At 63.6% G+C, this 26530-nt stretch carries 28 protein-coding genes and 1 tRNA gene; 17 read left to right on the forward strand and 12 right to left on the reverse strand.

The features are described from left to right. Positions 1-31 precede the first annotated feature (31 nt). Entirely contained in the window at positions 32-604 is a 573-nt protein-coding gene (locus CON77_RS05555; protein WP_101048148.1) for a tyrosine-type recombinase/integrase, read from the forward strand. A gap of 2 nt (positions 605-606) precedes the next feature. On the opposite strand, the gene CON77_RS05560 is transcribed toward CON77_RS05555, so the two are convergent. Then, the gene (locus tag CON77_RS05560; RefSeq protein ID WP_101048149.1) at positions 607-816 is read right to left on the reverse strand and encodes an H-NS family nucleoid-associated regulatory protein; all 210 of its coding nucleotides are present in this window, start codon (positions 814-816) and stop codon (positions 607-609) included. A gap of 98 nt (positions 817-914) precedes the next feature. Here CON77_RS05560 and CON77_RS05565 point away from each other — a divergent pair, with 98 nt between their 5' ends. The 4 genes from CON77_RS05565 (at position 915) to CON77_RS05580 (ending at position 5324) form a co-directional block, all read left to right on the forward strand. Beyond that, complete coding sequence (locus CON77_RS05565; protein WP_101048150.1) at positions 915-1940, forward strand: adenine-specific methyltransferase EcoRI family protein; 1026 nt, start codon at positions 915-917, stop codon at positions 1938-1940. After that, on the forward strand, positions 1940-3022 hold the full coding sequence (locus tag CON77_RS05570; protein ID WP_101048151.1) for a GmrSD restriction endonuclease domain-containing protein: 1083 nt from the start codon (positions 1940-1942) through the stop codon (positions 3020-3022). Before CON77_RS05565 ends, CON77_RS05570 begins: the two co-directional genes overlap by 1 nt. A 294-nt stretch (positions 3023-3316) precedes the next feature. Continuing rightward, positions 3317-4369 carry a tRNA adenosine(34) deaminase TadA gene (gene tadA, locus CON77_RS05575; RefSeq protein ID WP_101048152.1) on the forward strand — a complete coding sequence of 351 codons (1053 nt, stop codon included), beginning with the start codon at positions 3317-3319 and terminating at the stop codon, positions 4367-4369. A 28-nt stretch (positions 4370-4397) separates the two neighbouring features. Continuing rightward, entirely contained in the window at positions 4398-5324 is a 927-nt protein-coding gene (locus CON77_RS05580; RefSeq protein ID WP_101048153.1) for an LD-carboxypeptidase, read from the forward strand. On the opposite strand, the gene cphA is transcribed toward CON77_RS05580, so the two are convergent. Continuing rightward, positions 5325-7910: a cyanophycin synthetase gene (cphA, locus tag CON77_RS05585; RefSeq protein ID WP_101048154.1), complete on the reverse strand. Its 2586-nt coding sequence runs from the start codon at positions 7908-7910 to the stop codon at positions 5325-5327. 21 nt (positions 7911-7931) lie between these two features. Further along, positions 7932-10106, reverse strand: a complete 2175-nt coding sequence (locus tag CON77_RS05590; RefSeq protein ID WP_101048155.1) for a cyanophycin synthetase — start codon at positions 10104-10106, stop codon at positions 7932-7934. A gap of 255 nt (positions 10107-10361) precedes the next feature. On the opposite strand from CON77_RS05590, the gene CON77_RS05595 reads away from it, so the two are divergent. Then, positions 10362-12635 carry a cyanophycin metabolism-associated ABC transporter gene (locus CON77_RS05595; protein ID WP_101048156.1) on the forward strand — a complete coding sequence of 758 codons (2274 nt, stop codon included), beginning with the start codon at positions 10362-10364 and terminating at the stop codon, positions 12633-12635. A gap of 1 nt (position 12636) precedes the next feature. Next, positions 12637-13092, forward strand: a complete 456-nt coding sequence (locus tag CON77_RS05600; RefSeq protein WP_101048157.1) for a cyanophycin metabolism-associated DUF1854 family protein — start codon at positions 12637-12639, stop codon at positions 13090-13092. 1 nt (position 13093) lies between these two features. Here CON77_RS05600 and CON77_RS05605 read toward each other — a convergent pair whose 3' ends face one another. Genes CON77_RS05605 through CON77_RS05620 form a run of 4 tightly spaced genes read right to left on the reverse strand, consistent with a single transcriptional unit; the run spans position 13094 to position 16039 of the window. Then, positions 13094-13870, reverse strand: a complete 777-nt coding sequence (locus CON77_RS05605; protein ID WP_101048158.1) for an ABC transporter ATP-binding protein — start codon at positions 13868-13870, stop codon at positions 13094-13096. 7 nt (positions 13871-13877) lie between these two features. Then, the gene (locus CON77_RS05610) at positions 13878-14591 is read right to left on the reverse strand and encodes an ABC transporter permease (protein ID WP_101048159.1); all 714 of its coding nucleotides are present in this window, start codon (positions 14589-14591) and stop codon (positions 13878-13880) included. After that, on the reverse strand, positions 14588-15274 hold the full coding sequence (locus tag CON77_RS05615) for an ABC transporter permease (RefSeq protein ID WP_101048160.1): 687 nt from the start codon (positions 15272-15274) through the stop codon (positions 14588-14590). Before CON77_RS05615 ends, CON77_RS05610 begins: the two co-directional genes overlap by 4 nt. Further along, positions 15275-16039: an ABC transporter substrate-binding protein gene (locus CON77_RS05620; protein ID WP_101048161.1), complete on the reverse strand. Its 765-nt coding sequence runs from the start codon at positions 16037-16039 to the stop codon at positions 15275-15277. It abuts the gene before it with no gap. Positions 16040-16480: 441 nt separating this feature from the next. Between CON77_RS05620 and CON77_RS05625 the strand changes: the two genes are divergently transcribed. After that, the gene (locus tag CON77_RS05625; RefSeq protein WP_101048162.1) at positions 16481-16804 is read left to right on the forward strand and encodes a thioredoxin family protein; all 324 of its coding nucleotides are present in this window, start codon (positions 16481-16483) and stop codon (positions 16802-16804) included. Here CON77_RS05625 and CON77_RS05630 read toward each other — a convergent pair whose 3' ends face one another. Further along, positions 16805-17704 (reverse strand): LysR family transcriptional regulator ArgP, encoded by a 900-nt coding sequence (locus CON77_RS05630; RefSeq protein ID WP_101048163.1) that lies wholly within the window; start codon positions 17702-17704, stop codon positions 16805-16807. It lies immediately after the preceding gene. 73 nt (positions 17705-17777) lie between these two features. Between CON77_RS05630 and CON77_RS05635 the strand changes: the two genes are divergently transcribed. From CON77_RS05635 to CON77_RS05650, 4 genes are read left to right on the forward strand one after another with little or no spacing between them, the layout of a single operon-like run. Then, complete coding sequence (locus tag CON77_RS05635) at positions 17778-18428, forward strand: LysE/ArgO family amino acid transporter (protein WP_101048164.1); 651 nt, start codon at positions 17778-17780, stop codon at positions 18426-18428. Positions 18429-18437: 9 nt separating this feature from the next. Beyond that, positions 18438-19100: an FMN-binding negative transcriptional regulator gene (locus CON77_RS05640; protein WP_101048165.1), complete on the forward strand. Its 663-nt coding sequence runs from the start codon at positions 18438-18440 to the stop codon at positions 19098-19100. Between the two features lie 27 nt (positions 19101-19127). After that, positions 19128-19727: a flavin reductase family protein gene (locus tag CON77_RS05645; RefSeq protein ID WP_101048166.1), complete on the forward strand. Its 600-nt coding sequence runs from the start codon at positions 19128-19130 to the stop codon at positions 19725-19727. Between the two features lie 24 nt (positions 19728-19751). After that, entirely contained in the window at positions 19752-20000 is a 249-nt protein-coding gene (locus tag CON77_RS05650; RefSeq protein WP_101048167.1) for a hypothetical protein, read from the forward strand. Positions 20001-20151: 151 nt separating this feature from the next. On the opposite strand, the gene CON77_RS05655 is transcribed toward CON77_RS05650, so the two are convergent. The 3 genes from CON77_RS05655 to CON77_RS05665 form a co-directional block, all read right to left on the reverse strand. After that, positions 20152-20241, reverse strand: a tRNA-Ser gene (locus CON77_RS05655). 53 nt (positions 20242-20294) lie between these two features. After that, positions 20295-21212: an SPFH domain-containing protein gene (locus CON77_RS05660; protein WP_101048168.1), complete on the reverse strand. Its 918-nt coding sequence runs from the start codon at positions 21210-21212 to the stop codon at positions 20295-20297. A gap of 25 nt (positions 21213-21237) precedes the next feature. Further along, positions 21238-21666 (reverse strand): NfeD family protein, encoded by a 429-nt coding sequence (locus CON77_RS05665; protein ID WP_101048169.1) that lies wholly within the window; start codon positions 21664-21666, stop codon positions 21238-21240. A 124-nt stretch (positions 21667-21790) separates the two neighbouring features. Between CON77_RS05665 and CON77_RS05670 the strand changes: the two genes are divergently transcribed. Together CON77_RS05670 and CON77_RS05675 are read left to right on the forward strand one after the other, a co-directional pair. Next, positions 21791-24085 (forward strand): arginine/lysine/ornithine decarboxylase, encoded by a 2295-nt coding sequence (locus CON77_RS05670; protein WP_101048170.1) that lies wholly within the window; start codon positions 21791-21793, stop codon positions 24083-24085. A 90-nt stretch (positions 24086-24175) separates the two neighbouring features. After that, positions 24176-24394 carry an HP1242/YdcH family protein gene (locus tag CON77_RS05675; RefSeq protein WP_101048173.1) on the forward strand — a complete coding sequence of 73 codons (219 nt, stop codon included), beginning with the start codon at positions 24176-24178 and terminating at the stop codon, positions 24392-24394. 23 nt (positions 24395-24417) lie between these two features. Here the strand turns inward: CON77_RS05675 and CON77_RS05680 are convergent, their stop codons facing one another. Beyond that, entirely contained in the window at positions 24418-24990 is a 573-nt protein-coding gene (locus CON77_RS05680; RefSeq protein ID WP_439650528.1) for a C40 family peptidase, read from the reverse strand. Positions 24991-25081: 91 nt separating this feature from the next. On the opposite strand from CON77_RS05680, the gene CON77_RS05685 reads away from it, so the two are divergent. The 3 genes from CON77_RS05685 to CON77_RS05695 form a co-directional block, all read left to right on the forward strand. Then, a complete protein-coding gene (locus CON77_RS05685) occupies positions 25082-25684 on the forward strand; it encodes an isochorismatase family protein (protein ID WP_101048171.1) in 603 nt (200 codons plus the stop codon). Between the two features lie 192 nt (positions 25685-25876). Continuing rightward, a complete protein-coding gene (gene soxY, locus CON77_RS05690; RefSeq protein ID WP_101048172.1) occupies positions 25877-26335 on the forward strand; it encodes a thiosulfate oxidation carrier protein SoxY in 459 nt (152 codons plus the stop codon). Between the two features lie 33 nt (positions 26336-26368). After that, positions 26369-26530, forward strand: a 162-nt coding sequence (locus CON77_RS05695; RefSeq protein WP_198552278.1) for a thiosulfate oxidation carrier complex protein SoxZ, incomplete at its 3' end; no start/stop codon positions are given.

Raw genomic sequence — 26530 nt, forward strand, 5'->3', positions numbered from 1 at the left:
CCATGTGTATTTATTTGATTTGGAGGAACACATGGCACAAGCAAAGACACTGACTGCGACGGAGTTACGTCGCGTACTGGATTACATCGCGACACGACCACATGCAGCACGCAATCGTGCAATGTTGCTGGTCACGCACTACGCAGGACTACGCGTTGGCGAGACGGCCAGCTTGCGTTACAAGGATGTGCTGGATGAAGCAGGGCAGGTACGCAGCGAGATCCGTTTGGACGCTGAGCAGACCAAAGGACGTTATGGGCGTGTGGTATTCGTAGCGGAAAAGCTACGGAAGGAACTACAGCGTTACGTCGCAACAACCCCAGAGCAAGGCCCCGCTGCTAAGCTCTTTCAAACTCAGAAGCGCGGCGCGGATGGATTTACTGCAAACACTCTTGCACAGCATTTTCATCATTTGTACAAGGGCGCAGGGATTGATGGAGCAAGCTCGCACTCAGGGCGTCGCAGCTTCATAACGAACTTGGCTGCAAAGGGCGTACCTGTTCGCGTGCTGATGAGTTTATCTGGCCACCGTTCCCTGTCTTCAGTTCAGGTCTACATTGATGTGCACGACGACATGAAGCGCAAAGCAGTAGAACTGATCTAAGCTCAGGCGGCGGCTCGTGCAGCGGCCATTTCCGCTTTTGTACGGCGCTTGCGCTTGACCTTGGTATCACTCAGTTCGTCAGTGGTGAACTGGAATCTGGCAATGGTGCGCTTGACCTCTTCCAGTGCTTGCTTGCGTTCAGCGGCCAGAAGTTGCTCACGTTCAGCTTGGAGTTTGGCAATCTGATCGTCCAGTTCGTCAATACGTTTCATGTTTAAGCTTCCTGCATATAGTCCCTGCTTACTATAGCTGCTATAGTGGCACCATACAAGACAAACAAATACTTCACGAGTAGGAAGGATGACTAGCTGTGGCTACTGAGAGCAAAAACAGCAGTTTTGCGAAGGCAAGGGATGCTAAGCAAGACGAGTTCTACACTCAACTTACGGACATTGAAAAGGAACTCAAGCACTACAAGAAGCACTTTAAGGGAAAGGTTGTTTATTGCAACTGTGATGATCCACGTGTAAGTGGATTCTTTCACTATTTCTCTTATAACTTTGAGAAGCTTGGACTTAAGAAACTAATTACAACTTGTTATAAAAACTCAAGCAGAGACTTATTCAGCGAAAACGATGCTGAAGAAGCTGTCATGCTCGTGTACGAAGGTGACAAGGATGGTAATAATGTTCCTGGTGTTGATGAGATAGGAGTGGTTAAGCTAAAGGGTGATGGCGACTTTAGAAGTGACGAAAGTATAGAGCTACTGAAACAAGCTGATATCGTAGTTACCAATCCGCCATTTTCCTTGTTTCGCGAATACATCAATCAACTTGTTTCACACGACAAGAAATTTCTGATTGTTGGCAATCAGAATGCGATTACATATAAAGATGTTTTTCCGTACATCCAAGAAAATAAGATTTGGCTTGGTTACAACAACGGAGATATGTCCTTTAAAGTCCCCAGTCACTATGAAAGTAGGGCTACAAGATTTTGGATTGACGAAACTGGTCAGAAGTGGCGTAGCTTGGGTAACGCTTGCTGGTTCACAAACTTGGATATATCTAAGAGGCATGAAGACTTGGTTTTGTACAAAACATACAATGAAAAAGACTATCCTGAGTATGTCAACTACGATGCGATAGAGGTTGGGACTACCAAAGATATACCTTGCGACTACAACGGCAAGATGGGTGTCCCAATAACGTTTTTAGATAAGTACAATCCAGATCAGTTTGAGATCTTGGGGTCTAGTAGAAATCTAAGTAATCCCATGTCTGGTTACGCAGAAAAAGGCAGTTACGCTCAAGGTGGGCCTCGTTTTTATTTGAATAATGGTGACGGCACATATCGCCGTATGTATGATCGCATTGTCATAAGAAGGCGGCAGTGATGGACATTCAACTTAAACAAGTCACTGTAAGAGAACTTGTAGATGACTATGAAGACAATAGCGAAGGTGGCGTTAAAGGCTACGGTGGTAAGCTGAACATTCGCCCACCATATCAACGCGAGTTCATCTACAAGGATAAGCAAAGAGATGCTGTTATCAATACTTTAACGAGAGATTTCCCGTTAAATGTTATGTATTGGGCGGTATGTGACGATGGTACATATGAAGTGATAGATGGTCAGCAACGCACTATCTCAATCAGTCAGTACGTTGAAGGTGACTTTGCTTTTAACGAACGATATTTTCACAACTTACAGAAGGATGAACAAGAGCAGATACTTGACTACAAGCTCATGATATATCTTTGCAGTGGCACTGATAGTCAAAAGCTAGAATGGTTCAGGACTATTAACATCGCTGGAGAAAAGCTCACTGAGCAAGAGCTGCGAAATGCTGTTTACGCTGGTACGTGGCTTTCAGATGCTAAGCGCTATTTTAGCAAAACAGACTGTCCTGCTTACAATATTGGTAGTGATTATTTATTGGGTACACCAATTCGTCAAGACTATCTTGAGACTGTCATAAGCTGGATTAGTGGTGGGCAGATTGAAGCTTACATGGCTAAGCAGCAACATAAGCCTAATGCAAACGAGCTATGGCTTTACTTTCAGTCTGTTATAAGCTGGGTTAAGACGACCTTTATCAAGTATCGTAAAGAGATGAAGGGTGTGGATTGGGGCTCGCTCTATGCTGAATTTAAGGGCGGTGAGTTTGACTCTGCTAAGCTTGAGGCAGAGATTGCTAAGCTTATGGAAGATGAAGATGTCACTAAGAAGAAGGGCATCTATCATTTCGTTCTTACGCGAAAAGAAAAGCATCTCAGCATCAGAGCATTTAGCGACAATCAAAAACGTGAAGCTTATGAGCGTCAAAAAGGCGTATGTACAGTTTGCAACGATCACTTTGAGCTTAACGAGATGGAAGCAGACCACATAACACCATGGCATGATGGTGGTAAGACTATTGCATCTAACTGTCAAATGCTATGCAAGGAAGACAACAGAAGAAAATCAGGCATCTGACGTTATGTTTTAAACTTGCAGACAGTTTCGTGACTTTGGGTGAAGTAGCAGGCTGTGGTAAAAATGCACCCTGAAGCTTGTCGTGTGTATCTGCACTCTGTGCAACAAGCTTTCCAGCAGATCGTTGACTTTGAAGAGAATTTTCGCGGCGCTACTGGGTGCTGATAGTTACCTGGAAGTTGCACAAAAGTTACACTTAGGAATTTACATGATGCAAGCTGTTGATTTTGAACGAGTATTTTTCAACGTCACTACTGAGTGGGAATGACGCGCCCGCGCTGACCCAGCCGCGCCATGGCCACCGACCGCGACGCCCATTACATGGGGCTGGCCCTGGCCCAGGCCCGGCTGGCGGCCCGTCGCGGGGAGGTGCCGGTGGGGGCGGTGCTGGTGCGTTCGGGGCCCGGCGGTGACGAAGTGCTCGCCGAGGCCCACAACCAGCCCATCGCCCGTTGCGACCCGACCGCCCATGCCGAAATGCTGGCCCTGCGCCAGGCGGCCGAACGCCTGGGCAACTACCGACTGGACGGCTGCGAACTGTACGTGACCCTGGAGCCCTGCGCCATGTGCGCGCAGGCCCTGCTGCACGCCCGTGTGGCCCGGGTCGTGTACGGAGCGGCCGAGCCCAAGACCGGGGCCGCAGGCTCGGTGCTGGACCTGTTCGCCATGCCGCAACTCAACCACCAGACGGCGGTGCAAGCGGGGGTGATGGCCGAGGCCGCCACCGAGGTGCTGCAAGCATTTTTTGCGCAGCGCCGGGCCGCCGCCAAAGCCGCGGCCACCCCGGTGCGGCAGGACGCCTTGCGCACACCGGACCCGGCCTTTGCCCCTTTGTGGCAGGCGCTGCCCCACCTGCAGCCGCACAGCCAGCGTTGGCAGGCCTGGCCCCACTTGGAGGGCTTGCAACTGCACGCGCTCGACCTGCCTGCCTCAGCGCCACAGCGGGGCGTGGTGCTGGCCCTGCACAGCCCCACGGCCTGGTGCGCGCAGTGGGCGGCCTGGGCCATTGACGGCGCCGCCCGCGGTGAGCGCGTCTTTGTGCCCGATCTGATCGGCTTCGGTCTCAGCGACAAACCCAAAAGGGCGGCCTGGCACACCTTGGACCGGCACGCCCGCTGCCTGATCGACACCCTGACTGCGCTGGGGGTGCCGGCTTGGCGTGTGGTGGCGACACCCGACCAGGTCCGGCTGGCCGAGCGCCTGCAAGCCCTGGCACCGCAAGCGGTGCAGGGCCTGAGCTACTTGGACCCCATCGCGCCGGATTTGCCCGCGGACTGGTGCGACTGGCCTTACCCCGATGCCGGCCACCGCGCCGGCCCACGGGCCTGGCCCCGCTTGTCCGATTGAGGCGAGTGCTGCTGGGCATAATCCCCCCATGGCCCACATCTACCTCTATTCGCCCAGCGGCGCCGTTCGCAACAAAACCGGTTTCAAGCGCGCGCTGCGGCGCTTGCAGGCCCAGGGGCATGAGGTGGAGGTGGACCCGGCGGCCCTGCTCAGCCACCAGCGCTTTGCCGGTGACGACGCCACCCGCCTGGCCGCCATCGGGCGTGCCGCGGCCAGTGGCGCCGACGTGGTCCTGACCACCCGCGGCGGCTATGGCCTGACCCGTTTGCTGCCGCAACTGCCTTACGCCGACATCCAGCGCTCGGTGGAGCGGGGCAGCGCCTGGGTCGGCCTGAGCGATTTCACCGCCCTGCAACTGGCCGCCCTGGCCCAGGCCCAGACCCCGACCTGGGCCGGCCCCGCCTTGCTCGAAGACTGGGCCAGCGAAGACGAGCCCGACGACATCATGCAAGCCTGTTTCGACGACCTCGTCAGCGGCGTGGGGGAGGGGGCCGGCTGGCGCCTGCCCGCGGCCGACTTCAAGGCCCATGCGGCCTTGTCGGCCCCCGAGGACTGGGGGCTGGAGCAAGCCACCTTGTGGGGCGGCAACCTCACCGTGTTGTGTGCCTTGCTGGGCACGCCCTTCTTCCCGCAGGTGGAGCAGGGCGTGCTGTTTCTGGAGGACGTGGGCGAACACCCCTACCGCATCGAACGCATGCTGACGCAACTGTTGCACGCCGGAGTGCTGGCCCGCCAGCAGGCGGTGGTGCTGGGCGCGTTCAACCGTTACGAGCTGACCCCGCACGACAAAGGCTTCAAGCTGGCCACGGTGGTGGACTGGCTGCGTGCACAACTGCGCGTGCCGGTGCTGACCGGCCTGCCTTTTGGCCACGTGCCGACCAAGGTGGTGCTGCCGGTGGGCCGGCAGGTCGAGATGGTGGTGCAGGGCCGCGAAGCCCTGCTGTTCTGGGACTGATCAGCCCGGGGTGACTTGGCTGGCCGCCACCCGCTGGGCGATGTGGTCCAGCGCCTCCTGCACCTGGTCGATGAGGATCAGACACAGATCGCCGGGTTGCAGGCCCTCCAGGGCGGCGTCGATGGCGTTGAACTCGCCCCGGATCTCGCTGACGCGCTGCGTCTGTGGCGCCCCCACCAGGCCTTCGCGCAGCAGGCCCAGCACTTCGCCGTCGGCGCGGCCGCGCTGGCAGGCGTCCTGGTACAGAATCACCTCGTCGAACACCCGGCCGAGGATGCGGGTCTGCTCGCGAATGTCTTCGTCGCGCCGGTCGCCGGCCCCGCTGATGACCACCGAACGCTGCCGCGCCGGCATCTGCTGCACCGCCGTGCTCAAGGCCTGGATCGCGTCCGGGTTGTGGCCGTAGTCGGCGATGACGGTCGCGCCCTTGTAGTCGAACAGGTTGAAGCGGCCCGGCACAGCGTGGGCGTCGCTCACGAAGGTGAAAACCCCTTGCAGGATGGTGTTCCAGGGCACGTTCAAGGCCCAGGCGGCCCCGATGGCGGCCATGGCGTTGTCCACCTGGAAACCGATGGCGCCGTTGCGGGTGATCGGGATCTGGGCCAGGGGAATGCGCACCTGGCTGCTGCCTTCGACCGCGACGATGTGCCCGTCGGCCACGAACAGCACGCGCTGGCCCAGGGCCCGGTGCGTGGCGATGACCGGGTGGTTCTCGTCCGGTCCAAAGAAGGTGACGCGGCCCGGGCAATGCTCGGCCATGCGCACCACCTGCGGGTCGGCGGCGTTGAGCACGGCCATGCCTTGCGGTTCCACGTTCAGCACGATGACGCGCTTGAGCACGCTCAGGTCTTCCACCGTGGTGATGTAGTTCAGGCCCAGGTGATCGCCACTGCCGATGTTGGTGACCACCGCCACGCGGCAGCGGTCGTAGGCCAGGCCTTCGCGCAGCAGGCCGCCGCGCGCGGTCTCGAACACGGCCGCGTCCACGTCCGGGTGGGCCAGCACGTTGCGCGCGCTGCGCGGGCCGCTGCAGTCGCCGCTGTCGGTCTGGCGGCCGTTGACGTAGACGCCATCGGTGTTGGTCATGCCCACGCGCAGGCCGTGGCCGCGCAGCAGGTGGCTGGTCAGGCGCACGGTGGTGGTCTTGCCGTTGGTGCCGGTCACCGCGACGATGGGGATGCGCCCGTCCTCGCCGTTGGGGAACATGTGCTGGATGACGGCCTCGCCGACCGGGCGCCCCTTGCCGAAAGACGGGCTGACGTGCATGCGCAGGCCCGGTGCGGCGTTGACTTCGACGATGCCGCCGTGCTGCTGCTCCAGCGGCTCGATGACGTTCTCGCAGACCACGTCCACACCGCAGATGTCCAGCCCCACGGTCAGGGCCGCGGCCACGGCCCTGGCCGCCACCTGGGGGTGGACCTCTTCGGTCACGTCGGTGGCGGTGCCGCCGGTGGACAGGTTGGCGTTGTTGCGCAAGACCACGCGGCGGCCGCGCGCGGGCACCGCATCGGGCGTCAGGCCCTGTTCGTTCAGCCGGTCCACGGCGATCTCGTCCAGGCGGATCTTGGTCAGCGGGGTGGCATGGCCGTCGCCGCGCCGCGGGTCGCTGTTGACCACGTCCACCAGTTGGCGCACGGTGTGCTCGCCGTCGCCGATGACCAGCGGCGGGTCGCGGCGGGCGGCGGCGACCAGCTGCTTGCCAACCACCAGCAGGCGGTAGTCGATGCCCGGCAGGTAGCGCTCGACCATCACGTCGTCGCGGAACTGCACGGCGTTCAGGTAGGCGGCTTCCACCTGCTCGCGGGTGCTGATGTTGACCGTCACACCCTTGCCCTGGTTGCCGTCGCGGGGTTTGATGACGACGGCACCGCCCAGGGCCTGGGCTGCGGCCCAGGCGTCTTCGGGGCTGTGCACCGGGCGCCCCAGCGGTACCGGCACGCCGGCGGCGTGCAGCAGTTTTTTGGTGAGTTCCTTGTCCTGCGCGATGCCTTCGGCGATGGCGCTGGTGGTGTCGCATTCCGCGGCCTGGATGCGGCGCTGCTGGCTGCCCCAGCCGAACTGCACCAGGCTGCCTTGGGTCAGGCGCCGGTAGGGGATGCCGCGGGCCACGGCCGCGTCCACGATGGCGCCGGTGGACGGACCCAGGCGCACGTCTTCGTCCAGTTCTTTCAGGCGGGCGATGGCGGCGGCCGTGTCGTAGGGGGTGTCCTGTGCGGCGGAGGCGATCAACTCAATCGCCAGGTCCATGGCCAGGCGGCCCACTTCTTCCTCTGAATACTGCACCACCACCTGGAACACGCCGGCTTCGGGTGCCTGTGCCGTGCGGCTGAAGCTGACCGGGCAGCCGGCCTGGGCCTGCAGCGCCAGGGTGGTCAGCTCCAGGGCGTGGGCCAGCGACACCAGGCCTTGCGAGGTGGGCTGGGGCAGTGCGCCGATTTCGGGAAAACGCTGGCGCAAGCGGGCCTTGAAGTCGACCCACTTGAGCAAATCGGTTTCTTCGGGCGTGCAGCGCACGATGGCTTCGATGGCCGTGGCACGGGTCCACAGGTTGGGGCCCCGCAGGGCACGGATGCGAGAGACGTCCACGCGACGGTTCCTTCAAACAGATCAAGCGCTGGCAAACAGGGGCTCGGCGGTTTCGACGCCGGCGCGCACCAGGGCGGGGGACATGTCCAGGGCCAGGGCCGCGGCCACAGCCGCCAGCAAGGCCGGCAGCGGCAGGTGCCGGGTCAGCAGGCGGGCCACCACCGGCTGGGTCAGGTCGAGCAGGGGGGTAGCGGTCTGGTTGCGCCACAGCACCACCTGACCGTTCTGCACCAGCAGGAAACGCCGGCCTGCCTCGCAATGGGCGGCTTGCAGGGCGTGTTCGCTGGCCTGGCTGTAATAGACCACGTCGCCGTCGGACAGCTCGCCCAAGCCGGCGCAAACCTCGTCGTCGGCGTTGAGCACCGCACACCCCTGGGGCAGCACCACGTCAACCTGTGTGCGCAGCACGGTGCGCATCTGCTCGCGCGTGAGGATGTGGTGGTCCTGCAGGCCGGTGGGTTCGGGCACCCCGGTGACGACCCCCACATGGCAGCGGTCGTAGGACAGGCCTTCGTCCAGGATGCTGCGCGGCGAGTTTTCCAGCACGGCGGCGTCGACGCAGCGGTTCATCAGGATGCGCTGGCCGGCCTCCCAGTCGGACGGGTGGCTGGAGTCGATCCGCTGCATCTGTACGAACATGCCTTCGCTGCAGGCCACGCCGGTGGCGTGGCCTGCGCGGTGCATCAGCCAGCCCAGCAACAGGGCAATCGGGGTGGTGTGTTCGGTGCCGGTGATGCCGACCACCGGCACCCGTCCGTCGTCGCGCGGGCCGAACAGGTGTTCCACGATGGCTTCGCCCACCGGACGCGGCTGGCCGACGGCGGGCTTGAGGTGCATCAGCAGCCCGGGCCCGGCGTTGACCTCGACGATGGCGCCCCCCTGGGCCTGCAGCGGCTGGGAGATGTCGCTGGCCACCAGGTCGATGCCGGCGATGTCCAGACCCACCACGCGCGCGGCCAGCGCGGCCATTTCGGCCACCTCGGGGTGGACCTCGTCGGTGATGTCGTGGGTCATCACCCCGGTGCGCTGCACCAGCACCACTTGGCCGGCGGCGGGCACGCTCTCGGGCGTCAGGCCCTGGCGGCTCAGTTCCAGCATGACCAGGGAGTTTTCCGGCAGGCGGATGGTGTCGAGCGGGAATTCTTCTTCCTCGCCCCGGCGCGGGTCGGTGTTGATCTGGCTGTCGATCAGCGCCATCACCGTGCTCTGGCCGTCGCCGGTGATGCAGGACTGCTCGCCCCGGGCAGCGGCCACCATGCGGTTGCCCACCACCAGCACCCGGTGCTCCTGGCCGCGGATGAAGCGCTCGACGATCACATCCGAACCTTCGGCGTCGGCCAGGGTGTAGGCAGCTTCGACCGCGGTTTGGGTGTTCAGGTCGAGCGAGACGCCGCGGCCGTGGTTGGCGTCGCTGGGTTTGACCACCACCGGCAGCCCGATGTCCTTCGCCACCTCCCAGGCCTCGGCCGGGCTGCCCACCACCTGGCCATCGGGAATCGGCACGCCGCAGGCGGCCAGCAGGCGCTTGGTCAGGTCCTTGTCGCGCGAAATGGTTTCGGCGATGGCACTGGTCTTGTCGGTTTCGGCGGTCCAGATGCGGCGCTGCTTGCTGCCGTAGCCCAATTGCACCAGGTTGCCCGTGGTCAATCGGATGGAGGGAATCTTGCGCTGCGTGGCCGCGTCCACGATGCTGGCCGTGCTCGGGCCCAGGGCATGGCGGTCTATCAGGGCCTTGAGGCCGCGCACGCTGGCGGCCACGTCAAAGACGGTGTCGTCGATCGCGGCCATCACCAGGTCGCGGGCGTCGAGCAGGGCCTGGCGTCCCACTTCTTCCTGGCGCGTGCGGATCACCACCTTGTAGACGCCGCGCACCTCGGTGGACCGGGCCTTGCCAAAGCCGGTCTGCATGCCGGCCAGGTTTTGCAGCTCCAGGGCCACGTGTTCCATGATGTGACCGGGCCAGGTGCCTTCGCGCAGACGCAGCAGGAAGCCTCCGCGTTCACCGATGCCGCAGTGGTGCTCCACCAGACCCGGCAGCCAGGCGGTGAGCCGCTCATAAAAACCGGGCAGGGTGTTGGACGGGCAGTCTTCCAGGTCTCCGATGTCGATCAGCGCTTCAATCGCTGGGCGGTAGGTCCAGAGGTTGGGCCCGCGCAGATAGCTCATCCGCAACAGCTTGATGGTCTTGTGGTTCATGGTGGGGGGAGGGTGCACCGCAGACGGGCCCGGCACCGGTGTGGCTGGCGGGCGCGAGGGGCGGTGACGATGTCGGTTCTGCGGGCGGGAAGCAGCCTTACAATCTCGTGAATGAGCGACTGGACCAGCGACCCGCAGCGCGAAAAGCTCCATTTCGGTGGCAGTTTTCACACACTTGTCACGTGATTCCATCGAACGTGATTGTGTCTCCAGTTCCGCGCCTTGCGTGTTCTCCAACCCAAAAATATTTGCAACATGCCGTTACCTATTGAGCCAGCGGGATTGCCCGAGGGGTTTCCCGCGGCGTGGCGCGCGCCCGCGCTGCAGGCCTGGGCGGGGGCGGTGACCGAGCCGCGGGCTTGGCTGGAGCTGGACCTGGACGACACTTTGCGCTTCCGACCCAGCCTGCTCGCGGTGGACGGCCAGCAGCTCTGGTGGCTGGACACGCAAGGCGGGCAGGCGGTGTTGCAGCGCTGGGCACTGAACGCCGACCTGCGCCTGCTGCAAAGCGACCACAACGGCGTCGGCACCCTGGAATTGGTGCGGGGTGCCGAGCGTCTGGCGGTCTGGCGTTACACCCTGGGGCGGCATTTGTCGGCCACCCGCTTGGTCGAGCAGTTCGAGGCGCAGCAGGCCGAGCAGGCCGAGGGCAAGCCCTTGCAACTGGCCCGGCTGGAACTGTGCCCGCGCTGCCAGTCGCCCCTGGACCCGGAGGCCGACGAATGCGAGGTGTGCGCGCAGGTGGTGCACACCCCGCCGTCCACCTGGACGCTGTTGCGCCTGTGGCGTTTTGCCCACCCGTACCGCTGGCAGTTGCTGGCTGGCTTTCTGCTGACGCTGGCCTCCACCGCCGCCACCCTGGTGCCGCCCTACCTCACCATCCCCCTGATGGACGATGTGCTGATTCCTTACCAGAGCGGGCAGGACATCGACACCGGCCTCGTCGCCTGGCTGCTGGGCGGCTTGTTTGGCTCTGCGCTGCTGGCCTGGAGCCTGGGCTGGGCCAAGACCTACATCCTGGCGCTGGTGTCCGAGCGCATCGGGGCCGACCTGCGCACCTCCACCTACGAGCACCTGCTGAACCTGTCGCTGGAGTATTTTGGCGGGCGCCGCACCGGTGACCTGATGGCCCGCATCGGCTCCGAAACCGACCGCATCAACGTCTTCCTGTCGCTGCACCTGCTCGACTTCGCCACCGACGTCATCATGATCCTGATGACCGCGGCGATCCTGTTTTCCATCAACCCCTCGCTGGCACTGGCCACGCTGGTACCGCTGCCCTTCATCGCCTGGCTGATCCACGTGGTGCGCGACCGGCTGCGCACCGGCTTCGAAAAGATCGACCGCGTCTGGTCCGAAGTCACCAGCGTGCTGGCCGACACCATTCCCGGCATCCGCGTGGTCAAGGCCTTTGCCCAAGAGACCCGCGAGGCGCAACGCTTCCGCGACGCCAACCGCCACAACCTGGAGGTGAACGACCGCCTGAACCGGCTCTGGTCGCTGTTCTCGCCCACCGTGTCGCTGCTGACCGAAATCGGCCTGCTCGTGGTCTGGGGCTTTGGCATCTGGCTGGTGGCCGAAGGCGACATCACCGTCGGCGTGCTGTCGGCTTTCCTGGCCTACATCGGGCGCTTCTACATCCGCCTGGACTCGATGAGCCGCATCGTCTCGGTGACGCAGAAGGCCGCCTCGGGTGCCAAGCGCATTTTCGACATCCTCGACCACGTCTCCAGCGTGCCCGAGCCGGTCAACCCACGCACCCTGGAGCGGGTGGCGGGCCAACTGGAGATGCGCGACGTCGGCTTCCGCTACGGCAACCGCGCCGTCATCCGCGGCCTGAACCTGACCGTGCGGCCCGGCGAAATGGTCGGGCTGGTCGGCCACAGCGGTTCCGGCAAGAGCACCCTGGTCAACCTGATCTGCCGTTTTTACGACGTGGCCGACGGCGCCATCCTGGTGGACGGCGTGGACCTGCGTGCCCTGCGCGTGGCCGACTACCGGCGCCACATCGGCCTGGTGTTGCAGGAGCCCTTCCTGTTTTTCGGCACCATCGCCGAGAACATCGCCTACGGCCGCCCCGACGCCTCGCGCGAGGACATCGTGGCCGCCGCCCGCGCCGCGCACGCGCACGATTTCATCCTGCGCCTGCCGCAGGGCTACGATTCCCTGGTGGGCGAACGCGGCCAGGGCCTGTCCGGCGGGGAGCGCCAGCGCATCTCCATCGCGCGGGCGCTGCTGATCGATCCGCGCATCCTCATCCTCGACGAGGCCACCTCCAGCGTGGACACCGAGACAGAGAAGGAAATCCAGAAGGCCCTGGACAACCTGGTGCGCGGCCGCACCACCATCGCCATTGCCCACCGCCTGTCCACCCTGCGCAAGGCCGACCGGCTGGTGGTGATGGACAAGGGCCGCAAGGTGGAGGAGGGCAGCCACGAGGAACTGATGGCCCACGAGGGCGCTTACTGGCGCCTGTATCAGGCACAACAGCGGCAGGCCGAGGCCGACCGCGAGCGGATCGGAGACTGAGATGCGCCTGCAACGCAACCCCTTGGGCAAGCTGGTGCTGACCACCGCCGACGGCCAGGTCCACGAGAACGTGGTGCCGGTGCGCGCCTTTCCGATCCAGGCGCCCCAGGGCCAGGTGTCTCTGGTCGGCGTGGACGGTCACGAGGTCGCCTGGATCGAGCACCTGGACGATCTGGCGGACGACAGCCGCGCCCTGGTGCAGGAGGAGTTGGCCCTGCGCGAGTTCACGCCGGTGATCCAGCGCCTGCGCGAGGTCAGCGCCTTCGCCACGCCCAGCACCTGGACCGTGGACACCGACCGCGGCCCGACCAGTTTCGTGCTGAAGGGCGAGGAGGACATCCGCCGCCTGGGCCGCGACGTGCTGCTGGTGCTCGACAGCCACGGCGTGCAGTTCCTGATCCGCCAGCCCCAGAGCCTGGACCGGCACAGCCGCAAATTGCTGGACCGCTTCCTTTAAATCACTTCAGGCTGCCCGAGAGGAACTGAGCCAAGCGTTCGCTCTTGGGCTGGGCCAGCACCTGGCGCGGCGGGCCTTCTTCCTCGATGCGCCCCTGGTGCAGGAAGATCAGGTGGTTGGATACCTCGCGCGCAAAGCCCATCTCGTGCGTCACCACCACCATGGTGCGGTGTTCCTCGGCCAGTTGCTGCATCACCCGCAGCACCTCGGTCACCAGCTCGGGGTCGAGTGCGCTGGTGGGTTCGTCGAACAGCATCACCTCGGGTTCCACCGCCAGGGCGCGCGCAATGGCCACGCGCTGCTGCTGGCCGCCGCTCATGTGGGCCGGGTAGCGGTCCTCCACGCCTTTGAGGCCGACGCGCTCCAGGTACTTGCGCGCCGTGGCCACAGCCTGCTCCTTGGGCACCTTGAGCACGTGCACCGGCGCTTCGATGATGTTCTCCAGCACCGTCATGTGGGCCCAGAGGTTGAAGTTCTGGAACACCATGGCCAGCTTGGTGCGCAGGCGCTGCAACTGGGCCTGGCGCACCGGCTCCAGTTCGCCATCGCGCCCCGGTTTCAGTTCCAGCGCCTCACCGGCCACCACGATGCGGCCCTGGTGCGGCTTTTCCAGCAGGTTGATGCAGCGCAGGAAGGTGCTCTTGCCCGAGCCGGAACTGCCGATGATGCTGATCACGTCGCCGGCGCGCGCGCGCAGGGACACGCCTTTGAGCACCTCGTGCTGGCCGTAGCGCTTGTGCAGGTCGTCCACCTGCAGTTTGTAGTCGGGTGAGGTCATGGCGGGGTCAGTGGCGGCGGGGCGCCAGGTAGGCCAGGTAGCGTTTTTCCAGCAGCTTGAAGGTGCCCACCAGCGTGAAGGTGATGCACAGGTAGATCGCTGCGGCGAACAGGTAGGCCTCGAAGGGCAGGTAGAAGTCGGAGTAGATCCGGCTGGCCGCGGCGGTCAGGTCCAGCATGGCCGGCACGGTGCTGGCCAGGCTGGTGCTGTGCAGCATCATCACCACCTCGTTGCTGTAGGCCGGCAGGGTGCGGCGCAGCGCGCTGGGCAGGATGATGCGGCGCAGGCGCTGCCAGCGGCCCATGCCCATGGCCTGGGCGGCCTCGATCTCGCCAGGGCTGGTCTCGCGAATGGCGCCTGCCAGCATCTCGGCGGTGTAGCCGGCGTTGTTCATGGCAAAGGCCAGCAGGGCGCAGAAGAAAGCGTCCTTGAACAGGGTCCAAGGCCAGAGATCGTCCCAGCGTGCCTGGATCCATTCCAACTGCGCCAGACCATAGTAGATCAGGTAGACCTGGATCAGCAAAGGGGTGCCGCGGATGCAGTAGGTGTAGGCACCGGCGAGCCAGCGCAGCACCGCGACCTGGCTGGTGAGTGCCAGGGCCAGGCCCAGGGCCAGCACCGCCCCCACCAGCAGAGAACTGACCAGCAGCCACAGGGTGGTCAGCAGGCCTTCGCCGTACAGGGCCAGCGTGGCCGGGTCGGTCAACACCTCCCAGTTCACAGCTGCACCTTTTTCGTGCCCAGGCTGTAGCGGGCATTCACCTTGCGCAACACCCACAGCGACACGCTGGTGTAGGCCAGGAACAGGGCTGCGGCGAACAGCAGATACACAAACGGCTCGCGCGTGGCGGCACTGGCCTGCTTGGCGCGGTAAGTCATTTCGTGCAAGCCGATGAGGCTGACCAGCGCGGTCGTCTTGATCAGCACCAGCCAGTTGTTGGTGAAGCCGGGCAGGGCGTAGCGCACCATTTGCGGCAGGACGATGCGCCAGAAGGTGCGCACCGGACCCATGCCAAAGGCGCGGGCGGCCTCGGTCTGGCCCTTGGGAATGGACAGGATGGCCCCGCGGAAGGTTTCGGCCATGTATGCCCCATAGATGAAGCCGATGGTCAGCACCCCCGCGGTGAAGGGGTCGATGTCCACGTTCGGGTCCAGCCCCAGGGTTTCGAGCAGGTGGATCAGGCCGATGGTCCCGCCGTAAAACACGAGCAGCATCAGCACCAGTTCGGGCACGCCCCGGATCAGGGTGGTGTAGACCGTGGCGCCGCCGACCAGCAACGGTCGGCCCGACAACTTGGCGGCCGCGCCCAGCAGGCCGAGCGCGACCGACACCACGAGCGACGCGAGCGACACCCCGACGGTGAGCGCCGCGCCCTCAAGGATGGAGAGGTAGTAGCCGCTCAATCAGTTACCGTAAACGTCAAAGTCGAAGTACTTCTTCGCGATCTTGTCGTAGGTGCCATTGGTGCGGATGGCCTTGATGGCGCCGTTCAGCTGCGTCTTCAACTCGCCCTGGCCCTTGCGCAGCGCGATGCCGATGCCGTCGCCGAAGTATTTCTTGTCGCGCAGGTCCGGGCCGACGAAAGCGTAGCCCTTGCCTTCGTCCTTTCGCAGGAAGCCGCCGTTGACCTCGACCTTGTCGGCCACGGTGCCGTCCAGGCGGCCGGCGCGGATGTCCAGGTAGACCTGGTCCTGGGCCTCGTAGGGCACCACGGTCACGCCGGCAGGCTTGAGTTCGCCCATGGCGTATTTTTCCTGGGTGCTGCCTTTGAGCACGCCGATTTTCTTGCCCTTGAGCGAGGCCGGGCTGGTGTAGGCCGTGCCGGCCTTGACGACGACGCTGCTGGGGGTGCTGTAGTACTTGTCGGTGAAATCAACCACGCGCTTGCGCTCGTCGGTCATCGACATGGAGCTGATGATCACGTCGTACTTGCGGGCCTGCAGGCCAGGGATCATGCTGTCCCACACCTGTTCCACGTAGACGCATTTGCGCTTGATCTGGGCGCACAGGGCTTCGGCGATGTCCACGTCAAAACCGGTGGGTTTGCCATCGGCGGTTTTGAAGGTGAAGGGTTCGTAAGTGGGGTCGATGGCCACTTTGAGTTCGGCCTGCGCCCAGCTCAGGCTGGAGACGGCGGCCAGGGCGATCACGGAAACGAGCTTCTTCATGGGAAAGGCTTTCAGTGAGTTGAGGGAGAAGGTGAGCGGATTGTAGGCGCAGGCCGCGGGGCGATCGCGGTCTTTTTCGGGTGGGCCTCTCATGGTTTGTCCGAGTGGATCTCTGCTTCCTGTACCGAATTGCACGGACCGTGCCAGGGGGGAGCTGGGCGGGGGCGGCACGCACCATGGTGTCGAGGTGCGCCGTCCAGCCCATGGCCTTGGCGCATTCGGCGGCCATCACGCCGACCCGTTTGCCGTGGGCCGCGTCGTCAACGCAAACCAGGCCCAGGGTATCGGACAGATGCGTACGCGAATTGTCGAAGGTCCGCGGTGAGGGCCATGGCGTCATGGTGGCGCAGCGGGTGCCGACCATCTTGGCCGGCACGGGATTCGAGTGCAAGCCCCAGAGGACGCGCAAGCGCGCGCCACCTGATGGGTCACAATCCCCGCATGCGTGTGACTACCCCTTACCTTGGCGAAACCGAGGCCCCGTCGCGAGCCGAGGTGGACGCCTTGCCTGGCTTGACGCTGCTGGAGTTCGGGACCAGCTGGTGTGGACATTGCCGTGCCGCGCAACCCGCACTGGGCGAGGCGCTGGAGAAAGATGTCCGCTGGCGTCACATTCGGCTGGAAGACGGACCCGGAAGGGCGCTGGGCCGCAGCTTCCGCATCAAGCTCTGGCCGACCCTGGTGCTGCTGCGCGATGGACACGAAGTTGCGAGGCTGGTCCGGCCCATGCAGGCCCAGGACATTCTGGCCGCCTTGAACGCATGATCAGGCGGCTTGTACCAGCCCGACCTTGGCGGTAGCCACCACGGCACGGGTCAGTTCGTCCAACAATGTGAAGGCCATTCTGGTCTGCTGCCAGTACAGGGGAACGTCCAAGGCGGTACCGGGTTTGAGTTCCACCAGTTGGCCACTGGCCAGGTGTTCGCGGACCAATGCCTCAGGGTGCATGGCCCACCCCATGCCGCCCACGGCGGCCAGCACAAAGGCTTGGGCCGACGGAACCGTGTGCCGAGGCATCTCGATCCGGTGGCCACACTGTCGTTCCACCCACCGCTGTTGCAACCCGTCTTTGGTGTTGAACATCAAACTGGGCGCCTCTGCAAGGCTGGCGGCGTCAACACCGTGCTTGAAATGTCGCGCAATGAACGCCGGGCTCGCTGCGGCCACGTAGCGCATGGCGCCCAATGACAGGCTGTTGCACCCCGCCGCGGGCTGCTCGCTGGCGGTGACGGCCCCCAACACCTGTCCGCTGCGCAACCATTGTGCGGTGTGTCCTTCGTCATCGACCGCGATCTGCAGCAGCGCCGGAGTCTGTCCTGAAAACTCGACCATTGCAGGCACCCACCAGGTCGCCAGGCTGTCCGCGTTCACCGCCACGGGCACATGGGCCCTGGCAGGCCCCTCCTGCGCCACGGCGGGCATGGCTTGCTGAAGTTCGTGCTCCAGCAGGCGCACACGGTCACCGTGTTGGCACAACAGACGTCCCGCTTCCGTGGCTTGACACGGTTGACCACGGGTCACCAAAGCACATCCCACGCGCTCTTCCAGCAAGCGGATGCGTTGAGACACCGCCGACGGCGTGACATGCAAGGCCCTGGCGGCGCGCTCGAAACTGCCTTCGCGCACCACAGCGACCAACGCGAACAAAGATGGGTAGTCCAACACGATTTAGAGGTTCTAACCTGGGTGAAGTAAATGTAGTTTGTCTAATTCACTTCGGACTGGCAAGCTCGGGGGTATGAATACCATCGGACCGCCCCCCACTTTGATTTGGCCCGTCTTCGCCCAAGGACTGGCCCTGGGCCTGGGTCTGATCGTGGCCATCGGCGCGCAAAACGCTTTCGTTCTGCGGCAAGGGCTTCGACGCGAACACATTGGCAGTGTGGTGCTCTTCTGCGCGGCCGCCGATGCGGTGTTGATCATGGCAGGTGTGTTTGGCATGGCGCAGGCGTTGGGGGAGCGGCCCCAACTGGCGCGTGCCATGGCGCTGGCCGGTGCTGCATTCCTGGCTTGGTACGGGTGGAAGGCGTTGTGGCGCGTGCGCCAGGGTGAGACCTTGCAGGTGGCTCGTGGCGCCGAGGGCTTGAGCTTGGGCTCGGCCGTCGCGCAAGCCGCGGCCTTCACGCTGCTCAATCCACATGTTTACCTGGACACCGTGCTTCTGGTGGGCAGCATGGGCGCCCAACAACCGGCACCTTTACAGGGTTGGTTCGTGGCGGGTGCCAGCACGGCCAGTGCGCTGTGGTTCAGCTTGCTGGGGTTTGGTGCGCGCTGGCTGGCCCCCTGGTTTGCGCACCCGCGGGCGTGGCAGGTGTTGGATGGGCTCATCGGCATGACGATGTGGCTGCTCTCGGCACTGATGGTCCGCCATGCCTGGGCCGGCTTCTAGGGGCGTCACATGTACATACCAAAATACCATGCGATGCCCGACAGGGCGGCGCTGCACATGCACATCGAGCAGCACCCCTTGGGCTCGTGGGTTTGTACCGCAGACGACCGTTTGGTCGCCAACCACATTCCGTTTGTGCTGGACCGGGAACAGGGCGCCCATGGCCGTTTGCTGGGGCACGTCTCCCGTGCCAACCCCGTCTGGCGTGCCTTGGCCCAGGGCGTTCCCTCGGTGGTCATGTTCATGGGGCCGAACGCCTACATCACCCCCGCGTGGTACCCCGGCAAACAGACCCACGGTCAGGTGGTGCCCACGTGGAATTACGTGACGGTTCATGCCCATGGAATGGCTCGCGCCATCGAAGAGCCGGCCTGGATTCTGAACATGCTCGAACGCCTGACCCAAGCGCAGGAGAGCGCTCGCAGCAATCCTTGGCAAGTGTCTGACGCCCCGGCTCACTACATCGAAAAAATGTTGCGCGCCATCGTGGGAATCGAACTCACCATCGACCATCTGGAGGGGCGAAACAAGATCAGTCAGGACGAAGACCGCGACGATCGGCTCGGAACGGTGGAGGGGTTGATGCAGACCTTCGACGCACCGGCCCAGGTGCTGGCGGGCATGGTGCTTCGGGAGTTGAAAATTGAAGAACATGACCGTGAGGGCCACTGACCACCGACACGCGCTACAGTTTGAGGCATGCCAACCCCCCACACCTGTCCCGATCACTTCACCCCCGTGCCCCTGGAGAAGTGCTACCGCCTGATGAACCATGGCCCCACGGTGTTGGTGTCAGCCCGCCGGGCGGGCGTGGACGGTGTGATGGCGGCCGCCTGGGCCTGTGTGCTCGACTTCGGCGAAGCGCCCAAAGTGACCGTGGTGCTGGACAAGGCCACCCGCACCCGCGAGCTGATCGAAGCCAGCGGCCTTTTCGCCCTTCAACTGCCCTGTGTCGGCCAAGCTGGCCTGACGGTGGCCGTGGGCACCCACAGCGCCAAGGACCTACCCGACAAGCTGGAGCGTTTCAACGTGCCGATGTTCACCGCCCCAGGCCATGACCTGCCGTTGGTGCAAGGCTGCGTCGGCTGGCTCGTCTGCCGCCTGTTGCCCGAGCCGCACAACCAGCACACCTACGATCTGTTCATTGGCCAGGTCGAGGCGGCCTGGGCGGACGAGCGGGTCTTCAGCCACGGTCGTTGGCACTTCGACACGGCCCCCGACGATCTGCGCACCCTCCACCATGTGGCCGGTGGCCAATTCATCGTGGCGGGCGCGACGGTACAGGGAAGTCTGGGCTGAACGGATAAACACAGGAGTTTCTGCATGCACTCCTCACCGATCCGGCTGCGCAGCGCCGTCTGCGCCGGGCTGCTTTCCATCGTCTTGTCGGGGTGCGGCGTCGAAGCCGTGGGCAGCGCTGCGACCGCCGCAGCGGTCAAAAAGCAGGAAGTCGAGCAGGGCCAGGCACAAAGCGAGGCGATCCAGCAGCAACTGCAACAGGCTCAGCAACTGCAACAGGCTCAGCAACAAGGCCAGCAGCGTCAGCAGGCGCTCGACGACGCGAGCAAGTGAAGAGCCCGCTGTCGGTTTGTCGCCAACCCCGACGACCCATCAACAAAGCCATAGCGGTGCACCCATCCGGTGTACCTGTCGGGATGGCTGTGCGTCTGGCCATAACAAAAAACCCCTGATTCCGTGAAGAATCAAGGGCTTGCTGTTTTACTGGCGGAGAGGGCGGGATTCGAACCCGCGGTGGGGATTAGCCCACACACGCTTTCCAGGCGTGCGACTTAAACCGCTCATCCACCTCTCCGCGTAGCCTTGAATTCTATACTGAAATTGCTCCATTTTTGGTGGCGCCTGATTTCAGGCGCCGGCTTTGGCCGTTTTGACCATTTGCATGGCCGATCCGATGAGGCTGCTGACCTCGGTCATGTTGCCCGGCACGATCAGCGTGGTGGTCGCGTCGGCGGCCACGCGGGCATAGGCTTCCACCGCCTTCTCTGCCACTTTGAGTTGCACCGCCTGCTCGCCGCCTTCGGTGCGGATGGCGCGGGCGATGCGTTCGATGGCCTGGGCCGAGGCTTCAGCCACCGACAGGATGGCGGCGGCCTCGCCCTCGGCCTGGTTGATGGCGGCCTGCTTGTCGCCTTCGGACCGGGCGATGGAGGCTTCGCGTTCGCCGGTGGCGATGTTGATCTGTTCCTGCTTGCGGCCTTCGGAGGCGGCGATCAGGGCGCGCTTTTCGCGTTCGGCGGTGATCTGCGCCTGCATCGAACGCAGGATTTCGGCCGGTGGCGTCAGGTCCTTGATCTCGTAGCGCAGCACCTTCACGCCCCAGTTCAGCGCGGCCTCGTCGATGGCGTTGACCACCTGCGCGTTGATCATGTCACGCTCCTCGAAGGTCTTGTCCAGTTCCAGGCGGCCGATCACGCTGCGCAGCGTGGTCTGGGCCAGCTGCGTCACCGCCATGATGTAGTTGGACGAGCCGTAGCTGGCGCGCATCGGGTCGGTCACCTGGAAGTACAGGATGCCGTCCACCTGCAACTGGGTGTTGTCCTTGGTGATGCAGACCTGGCTGGGCACGTCCAGCGGAATTTCCTTCAGGCTGTGTTTGTAGGCCACCTTGTCGATGAAGGGCACCAGGAAGTTGAGGCCGGGCGTGAGCGTGCCGGCGTATTTGCCCAGGCGCTCCTTGACCCAGGCATTTTGCTGGGGCACCACCTTGATCGATTTGACGATGAAGATGCCGGCGATCACGAGCAACAGAAAAGCGAGTTCCATAGAGGGCTTTCGAGGAAGGGAAAATTCAGGCGGGCGACACGAGCAGGCGGTTGCCCTGGACCGCGACGACGCGGTAGGCACCTGGGGTGGGGTCTGGCTGTGGGCTGTGCAGGGCCACCGTCCATTCGGCCCCCCGGTACTTGACGCGGGCGCTGCCATCGGGTTGCCAGTCGCTCACGTGCACGGTTTCGCCGATGTCCAGGTTCACGTCGCGGTTTTCGCTGGCCCGGGGTGCGCGCGGGTGCTGCCTGCGCCAGCGTTGCCAGAGCACCACCGCGCCGCCGCCGACCAGCGCGGCCGCCACCAGTTGCAAGCGCAGATCGGCGCCAGCGTGGGCGGCCAGGGCCCCGGCGCTCAGGCCCAGGGCCAGCATCAACAGAAAGAAAGTGCCGGTCACCAACTCCAGGGCCACCGCGGCCCCGGCCAGCAACCACCAAATGGTCGATTCGTCCATACCCCAGCTTTCCCGCGGTTTCTGGGCCCGGAAACCGGCCGCCCGCCACGCTTGTGGCCCATTGTGGGGCAAAAACCCCCACAAACGGATGACATGACACATTAAGTCCGTACACTCGGGCGTCATGAAATTCCGCTTCCCCATCGTCATCATCGACGAAGACTTCCGCTCCGAAAACATTTCGGGCTCCGGCATCCGTGCCTTGGCCGAAGCCATCGAAAAAGAAGGCTTTGAAGTGGTGGGTGCCACCAGTTACGGCGACTTGAGCCAGTTCGCCCAGCAGCAGAGCCGGGCCAGTGCCTTCATCCTGTCGATCGACGACGAGGAATTCACGGCCGGACCCGACCTGGACCCGGCCGTGTTGGGGCTGCGCAACTTCATACAGGAGGTGCGCCGCAAGAACGCCGACGTGCCCATTTACGTGTACGGCGAAACCAAGACCAGCCGGCACCTGCCCAACGACATCCTGCGCGAGCTGCACGGCTTCATCCACATGTTCGAGGACACGCCCGAGTTCGTGGCGCGTCACATCATCCGCGAGGCCAAAAGCTACCTCGAAGGCATCCAGCCGCCGTTCTTCAAGGCGCTGCTGGACTATGCGGAAGATGGTTCGTATTCTTGGCACTGCCCCGGCCACTCGGGTGGTGTGGCCTTCCTGAAAACGCCGGTGGGCCAGATGTTTCACCAGTTCTTCGGCGAGAACATGCTGCGCGCCGACGTCTGCAACGCGGTGGAAGAACTGGGCCAGCTGCTGGACCACAACGGCGCCATCGGCGAGAGCGAGCGCAACGCCGCGCGCATCTTCAACGCCGACCACTGCTTCTTCGTCACCAACGGCACCAGCACCAGCAACAAGATGGTGTGGCACCACACCGTGGCGCCGGGCGACGTGGTGATCGTGGACCGCAACTGCCACAAATCCAACCTGCACGCCATCATCATGACCGGGGCCATCCCCGTGTTCCTCAAGCCCACGCGCAACCACTGGGGCATCATCGGCCCGATCCCGCAGAGCGAGTTCGAGCCCGACGCCATCCGCGCCAAGATCGCCGCCCACCCGCTGTTGCAAGGGGTGGATGCCGCCAGCGTCAAGCCGCGCATCCTGACCTTGACGCAGTCCACCTACGACGGCGTGCTGTACAACACCGAAACCATCAAGGGCCTGCTGGACGGTTACGTCGACAACCTGCATTTCGACGAAGCCTGGCTGCCACACGCGGCGTTCCACCCCTTCTACGGGGCCTTCCACGCCATGGGCCGCAAGCGCGGTCGGCCGCAGCATTCGGTGGTGTACTCCACCCAGTCCATCCACAAGCTGCTGGCGGGCATCAGCCAGGCCAGCCACGTGCTGGTGCAGGACTCGCAGAACGCCAAGCTGGACCGCCACCTGTTCAACGAAGCCTACTTGATGCACACCAGCACCAGCCCGCAGTACAGCATCATCGCCAGCTGCGACGTGGCCGCCGCCATGATGGAGCCGCCCGGCGGCACCGCGCTGGTGGAAGAAAGCATTGCCGAGGCGCTGGACTTCCGCCGCGCCATGCGCAAGGTGGACGCCGAATTCGGTGCCGAAGAGTGGTGGTTCCAGGTCTGGGGCCCGGAGGAACTGGCGGAGGAGGGCATTGGCCGCGCCAGCGACTGGGTGCTCAAGCGCACCGACGCCGACGGCGTGCAGACCACCGACGGCGAGGAGTCCTGGCACGGCTTTGGCGACATGGCCCCGGGTTTCAACATGCTGGACCCGATCAAGGCCACCATCGTCACCCCTGGCCTCAACATGAACGGCGACTTCGCCGCCAGCGGCATCCCGGCCAGCATCGTCACCAAGTTCCTGGCCGAGCACGGCGTGGTGGTGGAAAAAACCGGCCTGTACAGCTTCTTCATCATGTTCACCATCGGCATCACCAAAGGCCGCTGGAACACCTTGCTGACCGCGCTGCAGCAGTTCAAGGACGATTACGACAGGAACCAGCCGATGTGGCGCGTGATGCCGGAGTTCTGCCAGAAGCACCGCCGCTACGAGCGCATGGGGCTGCGCGACCTGTGCCAGTTCGTGCACGAGATGTACGCCAAGTACGACATCGCCCGCCTGACCACCGAGATGTACCTGAGCGACCTGACCCCGGCGATGAAGCCCACCGACGCTTTCTCGCAGATCGCTCACCGCAACACCGAGCGGGTGTCCATCGACGATCTGGAAGGGCGCATCACCACGGCGCTGATCACCCCTTACCCGCCAGGCATTCCGCTGCTCATTCCGGGCGAGGTGTTCAACAAGAAAATCGTGGATTACCTCAAGTTCTCGCGCGAATTTGCGCTGGCCTGCCCCGGTTTCGAGACCGACATCCACGGTCTGGTGGTGGAAGAGGGGCTGGATGGCCGCCGCAGCTACTTTGCCGATTGCGTAAAGCTTGCTTAAGGTCAAAGCCTTGGCCCCTGGCCTGCGCTACAGTGGCCGCGAAGCTGGTGCACAGGGGTGCACCAGCCCCCACAACCCAGAGGAGTGAAGATGTTTCCTGAATACCGCGACCTGATCACCAAACTCAAAGGCCAAGACCACCATTTCACGCGCCTGTTCGATCAGCACAACGACCTCGACCAACAGATCAAGAACATGGAAGGGCGCATCGTTTCGGGCACCCCCGAGCAGATCGAGACACTGAAGAAAGAAAAACTGCAACTCAAGGACGAGCTGTACGCCATCCTGAAAAAGGCCGAAATGGCCTGATACCGCGGGGCGCAGCCCGGTGCTCAGCGGCCCAGCAAAGCCGACGCACCCGCGGCCAGCGCCTCGACCCGGCGGGCACCGGTGAAGCGTGCCCGCCAATACGCTTCCTTCATGTTTTCCAGGCGCACCTGGGCTCCGCTGCGGGGCGAATGGATGAAGCGATCCCCTCCCACGTAAATGCCCACATGGCTGAAGGCTTGGCCCAAGGTGTTGAAGAACACCAGGTCGCCCGGCACCAGGTCGGTGTGGTCGATGGTCTGCGTCGCCTCGGCCTGTTCTGCGGCCCGGCGCGGCAGGGCCACGCCCAGCGTCTGGCGGTAGGCGGTTTGTACAAAGCCGCTGCAGTCAAAGCCGGACTCGACGTGGCTGCCACCCAGGCGGTAGGGGGTGCCGACAAAGCCGATGGCGTGGACCACCAGGTCGGACATGGGCGGGCGGCTCGTGGTAGGCTCGGTGCGCATTGCGCCATCGACCAGGCCCCGGGTGAACAAAAAGTCGCCCACCGGATCGACGGGGCCGGCCCAGGCGGCCACGGTCGCGCACAGACAGGCGGCCCAGCCGCCAGCGGCGGCCCAGCGTCGGGCGGAACAGAACATCGGCATGGGCTGCAGATTAGGCGAAAAATCCAATCTGGTCAATGGCTTGTCCAACACAGTTAAAGCGCACACTGACGCACGGAGTATCCACATGCTGCTAGACATCGACGACTGCCACCTGGTGCTGGTGGATTACCAGGCACGGCTGATGCCGGTGATCCAGGGAGGGCGGGAAGCGACCGATCGCGCGGTGTTCCTGGGCCGTGTGGCGCAAGCCCTGGGCGTGCCCGTCTGGGGCACGGAACAAAACCCCACGCGTCTGGGCGAAAACGACCCGGCGGTGCGTGCCCTGTGCCAGAAAACCTTTGCCAAGATGGATTTCGATGCGAGTGGTTCGGATTTGCTGAACGCCCTGCGTCCGCCCGCCCGCAGCAGCGGCAGCAATGCGCGCAGCCTGCCCAAGCACCTGCAAAAGCCGGCCAACCCCACGCCCACCCGCAACACCGTGGTGCTGGCCGGCTGCGAGGCCCATGTCTGCCTGCTGCAAACCGCCCTGGGCCTGCTGGAACAGGAGTTTGACGTGTGGGTGGTGACCGACGCCTGTGCCTCGCGCCGCGAGCGCGACCGCGATGCGGCCTTCGACCGCCTGGCCGGCAACGGCGTGGAACTGGTGACCAGCGAAATGGTGGCCTTCGAGTGGTTGCGCGGTTGCGAGCACCCGCAATTCAAGGAGGTGCTGGAATTGATCAAATAACCCCATCGGCTCCCCGCATTCAGGGGCTGCCGAACCCGTTTCTGAGTCTTCTTGTAGACTTGAAATTCAAATTTCAGCATATAAGCATTTGGTGTTTTTACCGATGCGCTGAATGTCCATGTGCCTTACGCTGGACCTGTGTCATTCCACCCACAGGTGTGGCGTGACTTTGTTCACCAGGAGCCTACATCCATGAATACCCACACGAGTCGCCGCACCGTCCTCAAGAGCACGGGGGCGATGGCCACCCTGCTGTCGCTGGGCATCGTCACGGCCGAACAGGCCTGGGCCGCCGGCCGCGCCGGCTTTGACGCCAAGACCCTGGAAGAAGCCCTCAAGGCCCTGGGCGGAGCGCCCGCGGCCAACGGCCAGGTCAGCATCGTCTCGCCCGACATCGCCGAAAACGGCGCCGTCGTGCCCGTGGGCGCCATCAGCAAGCTGCCCAACACCACCGAGATCTACCTGCTGGTCGAGAAGAACCCCAACCCGCTGGCCGCCGGTTTCACCATTCCGGCAGGCACCGAAGCCGACGTGCAGACCCGCCTGAAGATGGGGCAAAGCACCAACGTGCTGGCCGTGGTCAAGGCCGACGGCAAGCTGTACTCGGCCACCAAGGAAACCAAAGTCACCCTGGGTGGCTGCGGCGGCTGAACGAACCCACACCGACACACAGGAGTAAAGAACATGGCAGATCCGATGCGCATCCGAGCAGCCGAAGCCGGTGGCCTGACCACCGTGCGGGTGCTGATGTCCCACCCGATGGAATCGGGCATCCGCAAAGACGCGGCGGGCAACACCGTGCCGGCGCACCACATCACGGTGGTCGAAGCCACGCACAACGGCAAG

Source organism: Macromonas nakdongensis, assembly GCF_002837145.1.
GTDB lineage: Bacteria > Pseudomonadota > Gammaproteobacteria > Burkholderiales > Burkholderiaceae_C > Macromonas_B > Macromonas_B nakdongensis.